The organism is Paenibacillus sp. FSL K6-0276 (assembly GCF_037977235.1).
Taxonomy (GTDB): domain Bacteria; phylum Bacillota; class Bacilli; order Paenibacillales; family Paenibacillaceae; genus Paenibacillus_AQ.
Genome location: NZ_CP150276.1, coordinates 5,789,290 through 5,808,660, shown reverse-complemented (window position 1 = coordinate 5,808,660; position 19,371 = coordinate 5,789,290). Strand labels below are relative to the sequence as shown.

General features: G+C 43.9%; 16 protein-coding genes. 11 read left to right on the top strand and 5 right to left on the bottom strand.

Features of this window, described 5'->3' with window-relative positions; all coding sequences use genetic code 11:
• Positions 1 to 168: 168 nt before the first annotated feature.
• A complete protein-coding gene (locus tag MHH52_RS27375) occupies positions 169 to 2,184 on the top strand; it encodes an EAL domain-containing protein (protein ID WP_340005529.1) in 2,016 nt (671 codons plus the stop codon).
• A gap of 90 nt (positions 2,185 to 2,274) precedes the next feature.
• On the opposite strand, the gene MHH52_RS27370 is transcribed toward MHH52_RS27375, so the two are convergent.
• Positions 2,275 to 3,969, bottom strand: a complete 1,695-nt coding sequence (locus tag MHH52_RS27370) for a methyl-accepting chemotaxis protein (RefSeq protein WP_340005527.1) — start codon at positions 3,967 to 3,969, stop codon at positions 2,275 to 2,277.
• Between the two features lie 247 nt (positions 3,970 to 4,216).
• On the opposite strand from MHH52_RS27370, the gene MHH52_RS27365 reads away from it, so the two are divergent.
• Positions 4,217 to 4,648, top strand: a complete 432-nt coding sequence (locus MHH52_RS27365; protein WP_340005525.1) for a MarR family transcriptional regulator — start codon at positions 4,217 to 4,219, stop codon at positions 4,646 to 4,648.
• 88 nt (positions 4,649 to 4,736) lie between these two features.
• On the opposite strand, the gene MHH52_RS27360 is transcribed toward MHH52_RS27365, so the two are convergent.
• Entirely contained in the window at positions 4,737 to 6,596 is a 1,860-nt protein-coding gene (locus tag MHH52_RS27360) for an LTA synthase family protein (protein ID WP_340005523.1), read from the bottom strand.
• 283 nt (positions 6,597 to 6,879) lie between these two features.
• Between MHH52_RS27360 and MHH52_RS27355 the strand changes: the two genes are divergently transcribed.
• Together MHH52_RS27355 and MHH52_RS27350 are read left to right on the top strand one after the other, a co-directional pair.
• On the top strand, positions 6,880 to 9,186 hold the full coding sequence (locus MHH52_RS27355) for a helicase C-terminal domain-containing protein (protein WP_340005522.1): 2,307 nt from the start codon (positions 6,880 to 6,882) through the stop codon (positions 9,184 to 9,186).
• A gap of 54 nt (positions 9,187 to 9,240) precedes the next feature.
• Positions 9,241 to 10,209, top strand: a complete 969-nt coding sequence (locus tag MHH52_RS27350) for a Gfo/Idh/MocA family oxidoreductase (protein ID WP_340005521.1) — start codon at positions 9,241 to 9,243, stop codon at positions 10,207 to 10,209.
• 76 nt (positions 10,210 to 10,285) lie between these two features.
• Here the strand turns inward: MHH52_RS27350 and MHH52_RS27345 are convergent, their stop codons facing one another.
• Positions 10,286 to 10,969 (bottom strand): CidB/LrgB family autolysis modulator, encoded by a 684-nt coding sequence (locus tag MHH52_RS27345; protein ID WP_340005519.1) that lies wholly within the window; start codon positions 10,967 to 10,969, stop codon positions 10,286 to 10,288.
• Positions 10,963 to 11,337: a CidA/LrgA family holin-like protein gene (locus MHH52_RS27340; RefSeq protein ID WP_313638441.1), complete on the bottom strand. Its 375-nt coding sequence runs from the start codon at positions 11,335 to 11,337 to the stop codon at positions 10,963 to 10,965. Before MHH52_RS27340 ends, MHH52_RS27345 begins: the two co-directional genes overlap by 7 nt.
• A gap of 112 nt (positions 11,338 to 11,449) precedes the next feature.
• Between MHH52_RS27340 and MHH52_RS27335 the strand changes: the two genes are divergently transcribed.
• From MHH52_RS27335 to MHH52_RS27305, 7 genes are all read left to right on the top strand, one after another.
• Positions 11,450 to 12,367, top strand: coding sequence for a LysR family transcriptional regulator (locus tag MHH52_RS27335; protein ID WP_313638442.1), 918 nt, complete (start codon positions 11,450 to 11,452; stop codon positions 12,365 to 12,367).
• Positions 12,368 to 12,493: 126 nt separating this feature from the next.
• Positions 12,494 to 12,763, top strand: coding sequence for an aspartyl-phosphate phosphatase Spo0E family protein (locus MHH52_RS27330; protein ID WP_340005517.1), 270 nt, complete (start codon positions 12,494 to 12,496; stop codon positions 12,761 to 12,763).
• Between the two features lie 167 nt (positions 12,764 to 12,930).
• The gene (locus MHH52_RS27325; protein WP_340005515.1) at positions 12,931 to 14,331 is read left to right on the top strand and encodes a DNA-binding protein; all 1,401 of its coding nucleotides are present in this window, start codon (positions 12,931 to 12,933) and stop codon (positions 14,329 to 14,331) included.
• Positions 14,285 to 14,407 (top strand): hypothetical protein, encoded by a 123-nt coding sequence (locus MHH52_RS27320; protein ID WP_340005513.1) that lies wholly within the window; start codon positions 14,285 to 14,287, stop codon positions 14,405 to 14,407. Before MHH52_RS27325 ends, MHH52_RS27320 begins: the two co-directional genes overlap by 47 nt.
• A gap of 279 nt (positions 14,408 to 14,686) precedes the next feature.
• Entirely contained in the window at positions 14,687 to 15,133 is a 447-nt protein-coding gene (locus MHH52_RS27315) for a MarR family transcriptional regulator (RefSeq protein ID WP_340005512.1), read from the top strand.
• Positions 15,126 to 16,886, top strand: coding sequence for an ABC transporter ATP-binding protein (locus MHH52_RS27310; RefSeq protein ID WP_340005510.1), 1,761 nt, complete (start codon positions 15,126 to 15,128; stop codon positions 16,884 to 16,886). The genes MHH52_RS27315 and MHH52_RS27310 overlap by 8 nt, the downstream gene beginning before the upstream one ends.
• Complete coding sequence (locus MHH52_RS27305; RefSeq protein ID WP_340005508.1) at positions 16,883 to 18,769, top strand: ABC transporter ATP-binding protein; 1,887 nt, start codon at positions 16,883 to 16,885, stop codon at positions 18,767 to 18,769. Before MHH52_RS27310 ends, MHH52_RS27305 begins: the two co-directional genes overlap by 4 nt.
• A 178-nt stretch (positions 18,770 to 18,947) precedes the next feature.
• On the opposite strand, the gene MHH52_RS27300 is transcribed toward MHH52_RS27305, so the two are convergent.
• A complete protein-coding gene (locus tag MHH52_RS27300; protein ID WP_313638449.1) occupies positions 18,948 to 19,265 on the bottom strand; it encodes an antibiotic biosynthesis monooxygenase in 318 nt (105 codons plus the stop codon).
• Positions 19,266 to 19,371: the final 106 nt, after the last annotated feature.

Below are 19,371 nucleotides of genomic sequence, written 5' to 3'. Positions count from 1 at the left end.
AGACAATCCTCTGAATACAGAGTAGAATACATCTAAAGTTTCTTTTTCAGGGATAACCTATAATCTTTACGCACTCTTCCATATATCTGATATTCGTGTACTGATTTTTTACTTGAGAAATACGCTGAAGCAATTACGGTGTTCAAAGCCGGCGAAGAGGGTTAACTAATGGACAAAATGGGAATCCACTATAATGTTTGGATTGTTTTACTATCATTTGCACTAGCGGCAACTGCTGCTTATTCCGCACTGAATCTGATCTCGCAAGTTTCTCGTTCTACCTGCAAGATTCGACGCCTGTGGCTGATCTCGGGGGCTTGTGTGCTAGGCTGCGGGATTTGGACAATACATTATGTTGGGATAATGGCGAGTCGTTTTCCGGTTGAGGTCAATTATTATCCAGGCAGAGCTATGTTATCACTATCGGTGGGTGTATTGTTCTGCTATTTGGCATTCCGGGTAACATTAGTGCCACGTTTAAGGATATGGAATTTAGTAGTAGGTGGTATTCTCTTGGGAAGTGGTATTTCGGCTATGCATTATATCGGAATGTCTGCCATGAAGATTGTGACGAAGATTCATTATGATATATGGATTCAAGCCGCTGCTGTCACCCTTGTTTTGGTTTCGTCTTATATTGGATTATTGATGTTTCACAAGTTTAAAGAATGCGCGGGGTTTCACCGATGGAAGCTATACTCGGCATTATTTATCGGATTTTCAGTTACCGGATTACAATATACAAGTATAAGGGCTAGCCATTTTGAATATAACAGCTTGCTCGGAAGCAAACCTATTTTCGTGGAGACGGATATTGTCCTGTTAATGGGAGTTTCGCTGGTAACGTTGCTTATGCTCGCAGCTTCTGTTGGCGCCGTATTTCTGGAGCACCATGTGCTTGAACGAATGGCTTATCAAGATCCATTAACGGAGCTGCCGAATCGGCATGGACTGGAACGCTATTTTAAAGATGAATTTTTCGGAAGCAGATCTGGTGCCGTTTTTTTTATGGATATAGATCGGTTTAAGTCGATTAATGATACGATCGGACATGACATAGGTGATATGTTACTGCAGGAGGTCGCTGTAAGGTTAAGACGTTCTGTAGGAGTTAAAGGCAAGGTCTTTCGTTTAGGCGGTGACGAATTTCTGATTGCTCTCCCGGATTGCACGCTGGAGGAAGCGCAGGATGTGGCAAAGCATATTATGCAAGAACTTAAGAAATTCTATCGTATTAAGGGCAACGAGTTATATGTTACTGCAAGCCTTGGAATCAGTATGACTCCTATGCATGGGACTGATCGCTCAGCGCTAATGAAGGCTGCAGATACGGCGCTTTATACTTCTAAGGATTCTGGTAAGAATAAATTCAGTGTGTTCGACCTCGAAATGTATCGCCATCAGTTGCGGCGGATGTGCCTGGAGAAGGATCTTTGCAAAGCGTTGGCACGCTCTGAGTTTATGGTTGTGTATCAGCCTAAATGGGATTCTTATATGAATGTTACGGTGGGTCTTGAAGCGCTGCTGCGCTGGAGACATCCAGAGCATGGGATCATTTCGCCGGCGGAATTCATTCCGATTGCAGAAGAGACTGGACTGATTGTTCCGATTACCCATTGGATGTTGCATGATGTGTGCAGTCAGAACAGGCTCTGGCATAAGGAAAAGATAGCTAACGTCCCAGTCTCTGTTAATATGTCAGCACGGATGTTTGAGGGCGGAAGCTTATACGATGTTGTAGAGGAAGCACTCACACGCTCAGGATTAGAGTCTCACTTCCTTGAACTGGAGATTACAGAGTCCATTGCGATGATTAACATGGAAGAGACGGTTGCACAGCTGTCCAGACTTCGGATGCTTGGGGTAAGAGTGTCGCTGGATGACTTTGGGACAGGTTTCTCATCCCTTGGTAATCTGGATGAGATTCCAGTCAATACGCTCAAGATTGACCAAGTATTTATTCGTAACAGTAAGATGCATTCCAAAAAATCCATTATCAGCAATATTATTGCGATTGCCACCAATCTTAATATGGAAGTCGTAGCGGAAGGTGTGGAGACACCAGAGCAGAGTGAATTGCTGCAATCACTCGGTTGTAGAGTCATGCAGGGGTATTATTACGGACGGCCGATGCCCGTTCATGAACTGGGCGAGTGGTTTATAGCGAATACGGCAGCGTCGTGATCTCAATACATAGAAGAGGGGGCTAGCGACCAAGCAGAATTTCTCTGCTTGGTCGCTAGCCCCTTTACGGTTAAGAACGAATAAGAAGGATTATACTTTGAAACGTTCAATAAGAATCTGTAGCTTCTCAGCTAGCGAGGACAGGAAACCTGCAGCTGATTCCACTTCTTCCATTGCTGCAAGCTGTTCTTGTGAGGAGGCAGATAATGTTTCCGCACCGCTCGCTGTCTGATTAGCGACGTCTACGATATTCTGAAGGGCAGCAACGAGACCATCGGAGATTAACGCTAGTTCGCGAACTGTCCCGGAAATCTGCTGACTTTGTGAAGCCATTCCAGAGACAGACATCTCAATCTCGGAGAAGGATTGGCCTGCCGTTACAATCATCTCCCGGCCTTGGTCCATCTCTTCCGTAGAGCGTTTCATAGTTTCTCCAGCTTGGTCCATCTGGTTAACGATGATGCTTACCAGTTGGCCGATTTGAGCAGCGGAGTGGGCTGATCGCTCGGCAAGCTTGCGTACGGAATGGGCAACTACAGCAAATCCTCTTCCCTCTTCTCCGGCTCTTGCAGCTTCAATTGCTGCATTTAGCGATAGTAGATTGGTTTCTTCTGCGATGCTCGCAATCGTGCCCACGATATTCTCGATTTCCTTGGAATAGCCACCCAAGGTTTCAATAATGACAGCTAGATCAGCGATGCTGTCACTGACGATGCTCATCTGTTTCGTAGTAGAATCCATTGCTTCTCGACCTGTACGTGCCTTATTAGCGTTATTGGCAGCATCATTCATAGCATGATCGGCATTGCCTGCAATCTCAGTAATGAATCGTGACAAGTCTTGTACAGACTTATACCCACCCTCCAAATTCTGTAACTGTGTATTGGCTCCATCAGCAAGTTCAATCGTAACGTTGACGCTGTGCTCACCCGCTCGGTTGGTTTCTTGCGCACTGGCAGAGAGTTCTTCGGAGGAAGATGCCACCTGCATGGAGGTTTCATTGACCTCCGTAATGAGCATGCGTAGGCTTTGTGTCATGTCATTGAAATTACGGGCTAGAGTACCAATCTCATCTTTGCTATTGAATGTAATAGGATCATGAGTAAGGTCACCCTGAGCAACAAGATTTACGCCTCTGGACAGCTTCGTTAATGGACTTACCATTCGGCGGATTGACAGATAAGCTGCCACAATAGCAATAACCAGAATGGAGGCCCCAGTAATAAAAGGCTGGACAATAATGTCTCGGGTCCGTTCTTGAATTAATGGGCCGTCGAAGTTAATAGCCATTAGAGCGACTATAGGCTTGGACGGATCATGATCTTGATAGATGGGGCCGTATCCCGTCTTGAGTGATGTGCCTTCGTATGTATAAACCTTGGAGTAGGCGGAATGCTTAGATGTAGTGATCTTTTCCTTCTCTTCATCTGAGAAATAAAAAGTATCGCCTGCTTTATAGCCTCTTGCTTTGAAGCTTGAATCTGCCGCGAGTATCTTTCCATCTAGAGATAAAATGAACGCCTCTTTAAAAATAGCCTTATGTGCCACAATCCAACCAATCCGGTCCTCGATAGCCTCCAGTTTACTTTGATCTCCTGCAATTAATGCGGTAATGTCTGATGGGTCAATCAGCCCGGTTGTAATATTGGCGCATCCTACCAATTCGATACCTGCTGCTTCGTCTACTTGCTTGTACGCAGTACGGTATCCGAAGAACCCGATGGATGAGCCCACAAGAAGTAACACGCTGAACATCATCCAAGTTAATTTTGTTGCCAATTTCATTTTTTGCACCAACCTTGACAAATTATGTTTTCAGAGACAATCGCTCTCACTGCTACGATTATAGCGTATCGTTCAGCCTAGAACCTTACATAGAATATAGTATTTTTGTGTCGGATATTGTAAATTGGTGGAAGAATTATGGAAAAAAACGTGATTATGAAATGTTTAGTAGACAAAAGCATTGAATCATAACCAGTTCTAGTGGTACGCTTGAGTTATTAAAAACGGATTGGGAGTTGAAACAAGGATGCCACAGCAAGTAGATCCGTTAATAGAGCGTCTTGGATTGTCCATGTGGAGGGTACAGCGTAAGATCATGTCTCAAATGTCTTTGCATAAAGAACTCGGACTTACTGTACCTCAAATGGGTCTGTTAAATATAGTAGCGAAAGAGAAGAAGTCGCGGGTGGTACAGCTGGCGGAGTGTATGGAGGTCAAATCCAGTGCCATTACAGTGATGTTGGATCGTCTGGAAGCGCTGGGTTTTATTAAGCGTGAGACGGATGGGAAAGATCGGAGAGCGGTTGTCGTGACCATCACCGAGCAAGGTCAGCAAATGCTTGAAGAAGGACATTTCCGTTCAAAACAACTGCTTGCTGAGCATTTATCCATACTGAAGCCGGAAGAACTGCAAAATTTCGCGGAGTATTACCGTATGATCGAGAATCAGGAACGGTAAATCTCTAGCTTTGGTATATTGATACAGAAAGAAGGCCACCTTCTCTTCGGAGAAGGTGGCCTTCTTTGAAATATAATAATGATAAGTTCTAAGGTTCAATTGGTTTGTCTGGCAGCTGCGTAATGTAGCTATGGGAAAGCTGTAGAAGTCTCAATGCTCGGTTGTATTCATCCTCAGTGGCAGCCGATGCTTTTCCATTATAAATAGGATATTGGGTATTATCTTCAAAGCTGTTACCCGGAATAAGTAGTCCTGAGCTGGAAATGAAAGATCCTGAAGGTAAATAATATCGCTCTGGCAGCAAATTATAAGTCTGACTGAGTAAATCTTGACCGAAAACCAGGTTATTCTCTAATGAAATTCCAAGAAGACCAGCAGCAGTTGGCATAATATCCACTTCGCCACCGACTTGCTCTAAGGTCTGTGGTGCTGTGCTGTCTCCTGCATGAATGAGCAGAGGAATGTTTAACATATCCGCATAGGTATATTCATGACCATAAATTTCAGTCATTAATTGCTTATCATCATGATCGAGAGAATAAATGGGCAGTCCCATATGGTCTCCATAAATCATGATCACGCTGTTATCCCATACGCCATTCGCTTTAAGCTCTTCTACGAAATGTCCGAAGGCATCATCCGCATAGTTCTGGGAACGGATATAGTCACCCACAAAAGTACCTTCGTAACGCTCTGGCAGCTTCATGCGGTATTTTTCCTCAGGGATTGTGAATGGGTGATGCGCTGACATCGAAATAACCTGAGCGTAGAAAGGTTGACCCTCTTTGCTCATGTCTTTTAGCTTATTGGCTGTCTTACTGTAGAGCGTATCATCAGAAGCGCCGAAGAAGAAAACATCATCTTCACCGAAAAATGAGCGATCATAATAATGATCGAAGCCCAGTGATTCATATAGTTCGCCACGGTTCCAGAATTCTACAACATTGGTGTGGAATGTTGCGGTTTGATAACCATTGTCTTTAAGCAAGCGTGGCAGACTTGGTAGCACCTTATCCACATAGGACATCGTAGCCGCTCCACGTGGCGGAATGTAGGCGGAAGTGTTCACTACGAACTCCGCATCCGACGTATTCCCTTGACCGACCATTTGATAGAAATTAGGGAAGTAGAGACTATCCTTCATCACCTTGTTCAGGTTCGGTGTAATCTCTTGTCCGTCTAGCTGAAGTCCCATCAAAAAGTTCTGGAAGGATTCCAATTGAATAATAATGAGATTTTTGCCTTTAGCCGTGCCGTGAAGTGGGGAACTAGCCGTAGTATTAATCCCCTTCAGTTCGTTGATGGTATCCTGTGTAATGTCACTTGATTGCACAAGCTCTGGTTCTTCTTTAGCAAAGATCGTATAGGCTTCATAATTAAGAATACCCATTTCCTGAGCCTTCTTAATTTCGTTCATACTAGCCTTATTAGGTAAAATGTTGAACAAGCATAGACCAAGTGAGACCGCGAATAGAACACTGTACTTCAGTTTTCCACTATGACGGTTGATATTCTCTTTCTTAAAGACTCGGCCTTTCTTATTAAAGAAGAAATAGCCTCCTAGGACAATGATATCTGTAAAGATTAACAGGTAGTAAGGATCCATTAGTGAGAATACGCTGTTGCTGACGGCTGTGACTTGATTCACCTGCTCCGCTGCATGGTAAGTTACAATGACCCCATAATATTTAAAATACATAATGGCTGCGAAAAAGATGGCTGTCACTAATAAATTGACCGTCATGTAATATCCAAGCTTGCGTTTGGAAGCGAAACGTTCAATGATACAGAAGAGTGCCCAGGCAAAAGGGATTTCTGTCAGTAATGACTTCCAAGGTAGCACATCGTCAAAAATTACACCCCAAGCCAAGAAAGCTTTTAGAATAAAGAGTATCGTGAAAAACACAAAAGGTTTAATGATCCACTGTTTAATGTTAAAGGATGACACAGCTTCCCCCTCTTTCAATATGATAAAAACGCCATTTCTTAGATATGAAGAAACAGCGTCCAGACAAAATGACTCCATAGTAATAAAATTTATTATGCAGGGCTAGCTATAGAAAGTCAAAAATCAAAAACGTAAGTATAAGCTTTGTGGAGCGCGTAAAGTTAATACACACGGGTAAAAGATGACGTTTATGCTGTCATATGGGGTTATACAGAGAATAAAGGACCAAAATAGATGTTGGGAAGAAAAAGGATATATGACTAATTGAGGGAAGTGAGAATAGGTGAATCATACAGTAACCCTATCGGTTAGAAACCTCGTTGAGTATGTTTTTCGCAGCGGTAGTATTGAGCCTGGATTTCACGGCACTGCCTCTATGGTCGAAGGAACACGAATTCATCAGAAGATACAAAAGCAATATAAGGAGGGCGACCGCAAGGAGGTATATCTGAAGACAGAAATTCCTTATGGAAGCTTACTCTATATTGTGGATGGGCGCTGTGATGGATTACTTGTTTCCGAGGATGGGAGCTTTACGGTCGAAGAAATCAAATCAACCTCCGGGCTACTGGATTTGCTGGAAGAGGGACATGAGGTTCATTGGGCACAGGCGCTAATGTACGCTTATATGGTATCGCTGGAGCAGGAGCTTTCCTCTATTCAGGTTAAGCTTACCTATGTCCACCGGGCTACTGATGAGCAAAAAAGCTTGTACCGAACATTGGCTTTAGAAGAACTGATTTCATTTGCTAATGACACCGTAGCCAGATATGCTCCATACGCTGAGATGATGGTTCGTCATGATACTAATAAAGAGCAGAGTCTTCGAAAACTGTCTTTTCCGTTTCCTTCTTATCGAAAGGGACAACGGCATTTTGCCGGAGCAGTGTACAAGTCAATTGTGGAAAAAGTCAGCTTATTCGCTCAGGCGCCCACAGGTATCGGAAAAACAATGTCGACATTGTTCCCTGTCCTTAAAGCAATGGGCGAAGGACAAGCCAAAGGATTGTTCTATTTAACGGCTAAGACGGTTACCCGTTTTGCCGCGGAGGAAGCTATCTCGCTGCTGCTGACGCAGGGACTTCAGCTGCATGTCATTACACTTACTGCTAAAGAGAAGGCTTGTTTTCGAGAAGAGGGAATTTGCGGTAAGGATTCCTGTCCCTATGCGGATGGTTATTATGATCGGATTAACGATGCGGTAATGGATCTGCTTAAGCATGAGACGCTGATGAGCAGGGACACCATTGCACTGTATGCTCACAAACATAAAGTGTGCCCGTTTGAGTTCTCACTGGATGCAGCCTATGCCTGCGATGTGGTGATCTGCGATTACAATTATATATATGATCCTCGGATCAGCTTGAAACGGCTAACGGAAGAACGAAAGAGAGAAACGGTGCTTCTGGTAGATGAAGCGCATAATCTGGTGGACCGGGGACGGGAAATGTTCTCCGCCTCTTTGTTGAAGGCACCTTTTCTGGAAATCCAGCGTCAGTACAAGGAAGTAAACCGAAATTTGAGTAATGCAGCTAAATCGGTGAATGCTTTTTTTATCTCCCTTCGCAAAATTTGCAATGAAGAGGGGCAAGGGCAGTGGGCTTCGTTCCCCGAGGAGCTGCCAGGATTGCTTGAGACTTTTTCCTTGGAAGCGGAACAGGAGCTTATTCATCCAAACTCCAGCATTGTTCCTCTGAATGGAGAAGGAGAAAATGTTCTCCTGGATACATATTTTGCAGTTCAAGGGATGCTTCGCACATTTAAGACCTATGATGAACGCTACTTAACCTATGCTGAGGTTCGGCGCGGTGATGTGTATATCAAGTTATTCAATTTGGATCCCTCGCATCTACTTCGGCAAATGTCCAAGAGCTTTCGAAGTCAGATTCTGTTCTCCGCTACGCTTTCCCCATTATCGTACTACCGGGATATGATTGGTGCAGTGGAGGAAGATTACAGTTTAACCGTTTCATCTCCTTTTCAGAAGGAGCAGTGGGAGGTAACCGTGCTGCCTGTCTCCACACGTTATCATGACCGGGAAGCTTCCCTAATTCCGTTGACTAAAGCATTGAGTCAAATGGTGTCCAAGAAGGGCAATTATCTTGTTTTCTTTCCTTCTTACCTATATTTGCAGAATGTATATCAGGCCTTTACCGAGAATTACCCCGAAATACGAACATTGATGCAGGATACGGGCATGAGTGAGCAAGCTAGAGAAAGTTTTTTAGCTTCATTCCGTCCAGACAATGATGAGACACTGTTAGGATTTGCTGTACTCGGAGGGATTTTTTCTGAAGGTGTAGATCTGCCGGGGGATCGTCTCAATGGGGTAATGGTTGTCGGCGTTGGTCTGCCACAGCTTGGTCTTGAGCGCAATCTGCTGCGTCAGTATTTTAATACCAGAGGTAAAAACGGCTTTGATTATGCCTATGTCTACCCAGGAATGTGCAAGGTATTGCAAGCTGGCGGCAGGTTGATTCGCAGCGAGACGGATACAGGTATTATCGTGTTGGCTGATGATCGCTTTTTGCAGAGTCCGTATATGCATTTACTGCCCGAAGAATGGAGAGATTATCTTAACCGCTATTAAGAGGATATAATCTATGAAAAGGTATTCATTATCAATGGGCAGGAGGAAAATAGAATGACATTAAGAGTGGGTATTGTGGGTACAGGTTGGTTCTCTAAGGTACATGCTGATTTGCTGGCAGGGATGGAGGATGTCCGTTTGCAGGCGGTTTGCGGAAGCAGTAAGGCCAAAGGCGAGGATATGGCACGTCCATACGGTGCTGCTGGATATGGTGATATTACGGAGATGCTCGATGCGGAGACGTTAGATGCTGTCTATATTTGTGTGCCTCCACAATCTCATGGTGCGATCGAACGTTCATTAATCAAGAGGGATATTCCTTTTTTTATAGAAAAGCCGCTTAGTATGACCACTGAAATTCCTGCGAGCTTGTTGCAAGATATTAAAGAGCATAATTTGCTAACCTCGGTAGGGTATCATTTTCGCTATCAGGAGAACGTTAAACGTCTGAAAGAAACTTTGCGTGGTGACAAGGTCGGTATGATTATGGGGCAATGGATGGGCGGCATGCCAGGCGTAGCTTGGTGGCGTGATCAGAAGCAATCCGGAGGACAATTCACAGAACAGACTACACATATCGTGGATTTGGTGCGCTATCTAGCCGGAGAAGTGAAGGAAGTCTACGGCATGTTTGGAAACCGGATTATGCATGAGCAGCATGAAGGTGTGAGCGTCGCAGATGTGGGCACCGTATCCATGAAGCTTGAAAATGGAATTATTGCTAATATTTCAAATACATGCGTTTTGCCTGATCAGGTAGGAAGTGTAGGTCTTAGCTTCTATAATGATCGGGGACTATTGGACTGGAACCCGGATCGTCTATTGGAAGTGCGAAGCGGCAATAGTACCGAATTTGAGAATACTGGAAACCCATATTTAGTGGAGAGTGAAGCCTTCCTATATGCTGTACGGACGGGAGATCGTTCACGTATTTTATGCGACTATGAGGATGGATACAAGACCCTCAAAGTCACCTGTGCGGCCTACGATTCAGCACAAAGTGGATTGCCTGTTAAGTTCTAAGGTTCGATTCATAGAAAAAGGACATGCTACTTTAGATGTACTAAAGAGACATGTCCTTGGCCCAAGCTGGGTCAGCCTAGTGGAGGAATATCGCGAGCAAAGCTGGCGCCACACCTATAGATAACAGTGCGGACAGAATCATCGCAATACTGGAGATGGTTCCGGTCAGTGAACTAAGCTCGAAGGCTTTGGATGTTCCTGTACCATGAGCAGCGGTTCCCAGCGATACACCGCGCGCAATTTCATTCTCAATGCGGAAGATACGAAGTACAGTAGGGCCCATCATTGTACCAAGTATCCCGGTAATAATGACGAAGACTGCCGTAATACTCGGTATGCCGCCGATACTTTGCGAGATGCTCATGGCGATCGGTGTAGTTACCGAACGTGGTACCAGACTGGTGGCCAGATCGCCGCTAACATGCAGCCATTTGGCGAGCAGAATGGAAGAGATCACCGCAGTAATCGTCCCTGATAGCACGCCTGCCGCAATTTCGGCGGCGTGCTTTTTGAGTACCTTGAAGTTCTTATGCAAAGGGATGGCAAAGGCCATGGTTGCCGGTTGCAGCAAATCCGTCAGCCATTTTCCTCCCGCATTGTAAGAGTCATAAGTAATGCCTGTTATGAGCAGGAAGACGATCATAATCACTGGTGTGATGATTAATGGAGAGGTATAGACTTTACCAGTAGAAGCATAGATGCGTTTCGCGAGTAAATACACCGCGACCGTAAGACCAAAGAATAACAGAGCGTTTAACATGATCCTTTCCGCTCCTTCGCTTTATAAATTCTACTGGTAAGTAATCCGGAACTGGCCATCACAGCAAATGTGCCTAAGACGACAACGGCAAGAATGCGTAATCCATCCGTTTCCAGAATATTAGCATATTTCATTACACCTATAGCAGATGGAATGAAGAACAGTAGGAGCTCGGCGAGTAGCCAAGAAGCGCCAACCTCTACCCAATTCAAACGAATGACACCGAACTCAAGCAGGAGAAACAATATAATCATTCCGAGTATGCTTCCGGGAATAGGGATATGCAATAATGGGGTCACAGCATTGATAAGTATTGAGAATAATGTAAGTCCCGCTACCTGCAGCAAGCCTATAACAATCTTTTTCATAAGGCTTCGCTCCTTTCATGATAATGAAAGTTTACATCAATTGTTTTCATAGGTAAAATGAATATATAGAATAAATAACATTCCTTTTGTCTATGGATTGGGGGGCACAAAAATGGATATCCGACAATTAGAGTATTTCGTTCAAGCGGCACGAATGAAAAGTTTTACCAGAGCTGCTGAATCATTATATATAACACAGCCCACGATCAGTAAAATGATCCGGAATATGGAGATCGAGCTGGAGGCAGATTTGTTCTACCGTGAAGGGAAAAGCATACGACTTACTGATGCGGGGGAGATCCTGTTCAATAAAGCGCAAAATATCGTGGAGTCGTTCGCCAGCTTGTCGTCCGAGCTGGATAGTTTACGAAATCTGGAGCAGGGCCACATCCGTATTGGTCTGCCTCCAATGGTAGGAGCGAGCTTTTTCCCTTCTGTGATTGGTCAATTTCATAAGCGTTATCCGCAGGTTACTATTCGATTGCATGAGGATGGGGCAAAAAAAGTGGAGGAAGATGTAGAAACGGGACTGCTAGACATTGGGATGGTCGTGTTGCCTGTAAATACAGCCAAACTTCATTGTTTCACCTTTGTTGAAGAGAAGCTGAATCTTATTTTGCCTATGGGACATCGGCTTGCCGAGGCAGAACTTGTTCCGTTAAGTGAGCTGGCTGAAGAGGAGTTCGTGCTGTTCCGGGAGGATTTTACGCTACATGATCGGATTATTATGGAATGTGTAAAAGCTGGATTTCAGCCTAAGGTTATCTATGAGAGCTCCCAATGGGACTTAATTAGCCGTATGGTAGCTGCCGGAATGGGAATCGCCTTGCTGCCGGAAACCATTTGCCGCGACATGGATCGCTCACGCTTGGTCGTCGTTCCTTTGACAGATCCGGTAATTCCTTGGCAGATCGCTATGGCATGGCGTAGAGACCGTTATTTATCTTTTGCAGCACGTGAATGGATTTCTTTTGCAAAGGGATTACTGAGAGAACAGTACCAAAATGAGCTTCCCTACGAGCCTATGTAACATCCGAATAAATAGCTGTTTTATTTTTGTGGATGTTCTGCGAATTTTTCTTTTTTTTTGAAAATATGTTTTTTGGTATCATGGATTATGATAGGAGGAGAAGTTGATAGAGAGAAGGAGAGAGTTGTGACACTATATCAAGGTTCTTCCGAGAATGTTTATAGAAGAGACTACAGAGAAGATGAGCTGTTTGTGACTATAGAGAGCCTTAGATGCGAATTGCTGGAAGTCGCGGAGCAACGGAGTCTTAGTGACCGTGCGGTCTTAGAGCTAAGCGAGCGATTAGACAGCTATATTTTGCTGGCACAACATAAGATGATGGATAATTTGCGCAGTCGCAAATCAGGTGCAGCAGCCTACGGCAGAAGTTCAAAAACTGCCATTACAATAAGTTAAACTACGAAACATCCATAAAATTAATTCATTATGAAGATCCAACCGATAAAGAGGAGAGAAATACGCTCCTCTTTTTGTCGTACAATCTATTTGGTTGTACAATCCATAACTTTCACCTATAATGTCAATTAATAGGATCTTTTCAAGTCAAACTTTGGGGGTGCCGAGTGGAGGGAAAGTTAACAACTATACGCTCAGAAATTGAGAAAAATTTGTCCCGCTCCGGCCATAATCTCGCCTCTTTTTCAAAAATTTGTGGCCTGAATCGAGGAAGTCTCAGTGCAATTCTGCATGGGAATCCGCCGAAGCCTATGTCCTTGGGACAAATAGATGCAATCATTAAAGCCTTTGGTTTTCCTGACGGTTGGCTGTATCCACTGTACGTTGATGAATGCTTCAATGAGGAGAAGGTTTCACGCCGCAGGGTGGAGCCTTTTTTAATACGCTGCGCTGAATTGGGTAAGCAGCAATGCATAGATGAAACATTAAATAGGCTGTTGGAATATCCAAAGTCGCTAGATATTGTTTATTCGGTAGCTGATAAATTGTTTAATAAAGGTAAAATGGATGAAGCGATATATTTTTATAAAATCGTGACTGAGAATGAGTCCGATAGCTACTCAGAGCGGCTCGCAATAAGTCATTATCGTATTTTTAGAGCAATCTTATCAATCGTCGATTCAGACGAAAAGCTGCATGCAGTTATTACATTTGAATCTTTCAGGAATCGTCTGCCAGAAAATATGCAGTTGGATGGTCTGCTAACTCTAACGCAGCTGAGTTTCGATCTTCGGCGGTGGATTAAAATGGAGTCGTTTGCTGATGAACTAAGAACGTTGGCCAATGCTGTTTACCGTGATCAATTACGGAAAAGTGAGGATAAACGGAGGGAAGTCCTTTATACAGAACGTCCGCTTGTTGTTTATTATGGTCACGGATATCTACTCAAAGCAATCTCGCTGACCAAGCAAGGTAAATATGAGGAAGCTAAGAAGTATACTGCGGGTTATGCAGACCTTGGCTGGTTTGAAATGCTTAACGAAGAAGGTCGTCAGGCTGTAGAACAATTTCGATTATTCGCAATTGGCAATGGATTCACGATAGAGATGCTGATGGGCAATGTTGATGTCTTACCTAGCTATACGGATTTTTTGGCAGATCACCCAGGTGAAATCTTGGCGGGACTTATTACTATTATGGATGCGGCTAATCGATATGGGTTCTCTGCTGATAATATACTTACACGATTCTCACGAGAAATGTTGAGATTTGAGGGGTTTCAGGAGCCTAATAACGTCGACCGAGTATTCCGTTTGTACTATCAAGTAGCGATCTATCAAATAAATAGGAAACGTTATAGTACAGGCGTGGATTATCTTGTGAAATCTCTGGAATTATCTATTAAGCAGAACAACGGAAAAGACTTTATTAATTGTATAACCTTATTTGAGACGAGTAGAGATCATACTACTACCGCTCAACAGGATAAGTATAGAGAATTAGTAAAGGAGGTGAGAAAAAATGAAAAAATCACTATTGATGATGGCAAGCGTGTTAGCATTGTTTAGCTTCATCATTATCGGTCCTGTAGGCTCTGGAAGCAATGGAGGCATTACAACGTATGAGCATGGAGCTTGGTTCTAAGAAGGAAGAAATCTATTCAGTATTCTTATAATACAGAGTAATACATATACGAAAATATACTCCCTTGCCATTGTGCTTGGGAGTTTTCTTTTTCGTAATAATTGATAGCGTATTTAAAATTTGACAAAGCGTTGCGCCGAAAATATAATTAGGTAGCCTAAATAATACAGTGTTTAATAATTAGTAGACCTAACTAAATTAGAGGTGAAAGAAATTGGGATAAACGGAGGAAATACAGAAAATAATGAAAATTCAGTCGCACACAAGCTTTTTGCGGCGATGAAACGGCTGCATAAAGCACAATGGCAAAAAGGCGTTGATGGCCATAAGCCGAGTGAGATGACTTTAATGATATGCATTGAAAAATGGAATCATTCTGATGAAGAGGGTCTAAAGGTGTCTGAAATCAGCCGACTTCTCGGATTCACTCCTCCTACCATTACGCAATTGATTAACAGTCTTGAGGCGAAACAGATGGTGGAAAGACACGCGGATCCTTCGGACCGAAGAGTCGTACGTGTGAAACTGACAGAGAGTGGAAAGGAACTCACACGGAAAGCAGAACAATATCGGGACGGGTTGCTTAATGAGCTCGTACGGTACTTAGGTGAAAAAGAGACTAAGCAGCTCACAGAACTACTGCTGAAGGTACATGCTTTCGTTGAAGATAATCCGCCACCTAATTGGGATAGGCTACAAATGAACGGAGATGAGAAGATTGATTAAATTATTTAAACAACTGAAGCCATTTCGAGTAGCTATTGGTGCTGTATTAATTCTTGTGTTCTTGCAGTCCATGGGCGACTTATACCTCCCTACGCTGATGTCCGACATCGTCGATAAAGGAATTGTTCAGGGAGATCGTAATTATATTTGGAAAATAGGTAGCTTCATGCTTCTAGTTGCAGGAGGCGGGGCCATATGTTCAGTCATTGCCAGTTACTTATCGGCAAAAGTGGCAGCGGGGTTCGGTAAACTTACCCGTGCTCGTGTGTTTAATCATGTAGAGAATTTCACGCTGCATGAATTCGATAAGCTCGGTACCGCATCCTTAATTACGCGCACAACGAATGATATTACACAGGTACAGACTGTACTTACTATGATGCTGCGTATGATGATCGGTGCGCCGATGATGATGATTGGTGGTATCATCATGGCGGTGTCTGAAGATGCGAAATTATCATTGATCTTTGTAGTAGTGATCCCGGTACTCGTTGGGGCAATTTTCTTCATCGGGATGAAGGGGTTACCGCTGTTTAAAGCGATACAGGTTAAGCTGGATAAATTGAATCTGGTGCTGCGTGAACATTTGACTGGTATTCGTGTTATCCGTTCATTTAACCGAATTGACCATGAGAATAAACGCTTCTCTGAGGCTAACCGTGATCTGACAGATACAGCAATCAAGGTAAATAAAATTATGGCCGGTTTGATGCCGCTTATGATGATTATTATGAACTTTTCCATGATCGCTATTCTTTACTTTGGTGGGATACGGATTGGCGATGGCGATTTGCAAGTTGGCTCACTGATGGCATTTATTCAATATGCGATGCAAATCATGTTCTCCCTGATTATGGTGTCGATGATGTTCGTGCTGATTCCTCGTGCTTCAGCTTCAGCCTTGCGTATCAATGAAGTACTCGATATGCAGCCGGAGTTCACAGATCCTTCAGAGAGTGAATTGCGTACAACGGCTCAAGCTACTAAAAAAGACGGCCGCGATTCTATGCGTGGTTTTGTTGAATTCGATAACGTATCCTTCTCTTATCCTGGCGCGGAACAACCTGCACTTTCGAAAATTAGCTTTAGTGCTCGTCCAGGTGAAGTTACTGCGATTATCGGCGGTACAGGTTCAGGTAAATCTACGCTGCTTAGCTTGATTCCAAGGTTCTATGATGTTAACGAAGGTGCTGTACGTGTTAACGGCGTAGATGTTCGTGAGATGACACAAGAAGAGCTACGGAGCAAAATTGGTTACATCCCTCAAAAAGCGGTATTGTTCTCAGGTACGATTAACGAAAACATCCGCTACGGTAAAGAGGATGCTACCGATGAAGAAATTATTCATGCAGCCAAGGTGGCACAAGCCTACGATTTCGTATCCGCGATGAAAGATGGATTTGAGTCGGAAATTGCTCAGGGTGGTAGTAATGTCTCCGGTGGTCAGAAGCAGCGGTTGTCCATTGCTCGTGCGCTTGTGAGAAAACCTCAAGTTTATTTGTTCGACGACAGCTTCTCAGCACTTGATTTCAAAACAGATGCTAAGCTTCGTGCGGCACTCAAAGATGAAACCACGGAATCCACTGTTCTAATCGTAGCTCAGCGGGTTAGTACCGTTATGGATGCCGACCGGATTATTGTTATTGATGAGGGTGAAATCGCCGGAATGGGCACTCACCGTGAACTGCTCGCGAGCAGTGATGTGTACCGCGAGATCGTATCCTCGCAGCTGTCAGAGGAGGAAATAGCATGAGCGAACAAAACAGAAAACCTTCTGCTCCGAGCGGCCATAGAGGTCCGGGTGGCGGTCCTGGAATGCGGCTGCCTGCAGAAAAGGCTAAAGACTTTAAGGGTACGCTTCGTCGTCTGATCAAGTATTTACGACCACGTATGGTTCAATTGATCATCGTTCTAATTATGGCTATTGCCAGTACGGTATTCAGTATCTTCAGCCCTAAGGTTATGGGTAAAGCAACAACCAAGCTGTTCGAAGGTGCATACGGCAAAATGATGGGTGTTGAGGGAGCCACCATTGATTTCGGATATATTAATGATATCCTGATCATACTTGCAGGTCTGTATCTGCTTAGTGCTCTGTTTAGCTATATTCAGCAGTATGTAATGGCTGGTGTAGCTCAGAAAGTCGTTTATGACATGCGTGAGCAGATTAACAGCAAGCTGGAACGTTTGCCTTTGAAGTATTTTGACTCCCGCACACACGGGGAAATTCTCAGCCGCGCTACGAATGACGTGGATAACATCAGTACTACGTTGCAGCAGAGCTTAACGCAATTGATTACCTCAATCGTCACTATTATTGGTGTCATTGTAATGATGCTTACCATCAGCCCATGGCTGACTTTAATTACGATTACTACGTTGCCACTCAGCTTCGTTGTGATTATGGCTATCTCCAAACGCTCGCAGACTTATTTTGTGGGGCAGCAGAAATCGCTCGGTCAGTTGAATGGTCATGTAGAGGAAATGTATACAGGTCACCGAATTATTAAAGCATTCGGTCGCGAACCGCAGTCGCTTAAGGATTTCGATGAAATTAACGATAAGCTTTACGACTCTGGCTGGCGTGCCCAATTCATGTCCGGTATGATTATGCCGCTCATGATGTTTATTGGTAACTTGGGTTATGTGCTTATCTGTGTAGTTGGTGGTATTTTTGTTACTAAAAAAATGATTGATGTCGGGGATATCCAAGCCTTTATTCAGTATTCACGTCAGTTCACCCAGCCGATTGCACAAACGGCTAACATAGCTAATATTATTCAATCCACCATTGCTTCCGCAGAACGGGTATTTGAACTTCTGGATGAAGAAGAGGAAGTTAAGGAAGTTAATACTACGCTTGCGAAGCTTGATGAAGGTACTCCGGAAGGTTCCGTTGAGTTCCGTCATGTGAAATTCGGATATAAAGAAGATGCTATTCTGATTGAGGATATGAACATTGAGGTTAGTCCAGGTCAGACTATAGCTATTGTTGGTCCTACTGGTGCTGGTAAAACCACTCTGATTAACCTGTTGATGCGCTTCTACGAGCTTAACGATGGGGAAATTATCATTGATGGAGTTAATATTACCAACATGAAACGGAGTGACCTGCGCAGCAAATTTGGTATGGTACTTCAGGATACCTGGTTGTTCAATGGTACAATACGCGACAACATTGCTTATGGTCGTGAAGGCGCATCGGAAGCGGATGTGGTGCGGGCTGCCAAAGCTGCTCATGCCGATCACTTTATCCGTACACTTCCGCTTGGCTATAATACGGTGTTAAATGAAGAAGCTTCTAATATTTCACAAGGACAGAAGCAGTTGATTACGATTGCTCGTGCGATTCTGGCCGATCCATCGATCCTCATTCTTGATGAAGCAACGAGCAGTGTCGATACACGGACAGAATTGTTGATTCAAAAAGCGATGAAGGCGCTGATGCAAAACAGAACCAGCTTTGTTATCGCCCACCGTCTTTCGACGATTCGAGACGCGGACCTCATCCTTGTTATGAATCAAGGTAGTGTAATCGAGAAAGGCAACCACGAGGAACTGCTGGCACAAGGCGGATTCTATGCTGATCTCTATAACAGTCAGTTCTCCGAAGGAGATTTGACGGACGCAGGTTAATTTAAAGTAAATTGAAGCAACCCAAATACCCCTCCTTTCACATCTTGCTGAGTCTTTATGTGAAGGGAGGGGTATTTTAGGCTAACAGGTAAATTAGTCAACTGTTTCAATTGGCGCAGTTGACTAATAGCGCTAATTGTCCAAATAGCTTACGGAACCAATTGGCCAGACTCTAGACTTAATTGCCGTTGCCGGGTGTCCGGCTGATCATAAGTTCGTATTTGTCGATGGAAGCGCCAAGTATGGCTTCATTACCACCAGCACCGCGGTGCGATTGACGGAAGGAGTCGCTGGAGGTCCAGCCTTTGAACGCGTCCTCATTCTCCCACACCGTACAGATCTTTAATTCCTCAACACCTTCTTTGGCACTGCCGTGCCAAACTTCCATACGGACGAATCCTGGCATATCCTGTACACCGTTATTTCCTCCGAAACGTTGAGCAATGGCTTCGCCATGACCTTCTTTAACCTTAATGGTGTTTGTTACTACCAGCATGTTAGGTAAACCTCCGATCAGCATTGTGATATTAATACATAAGCATCAGGTTGAACAAATAATTGCACTTTATACACTTAAACGTTCCGGTTCGTTAGAAACGAAG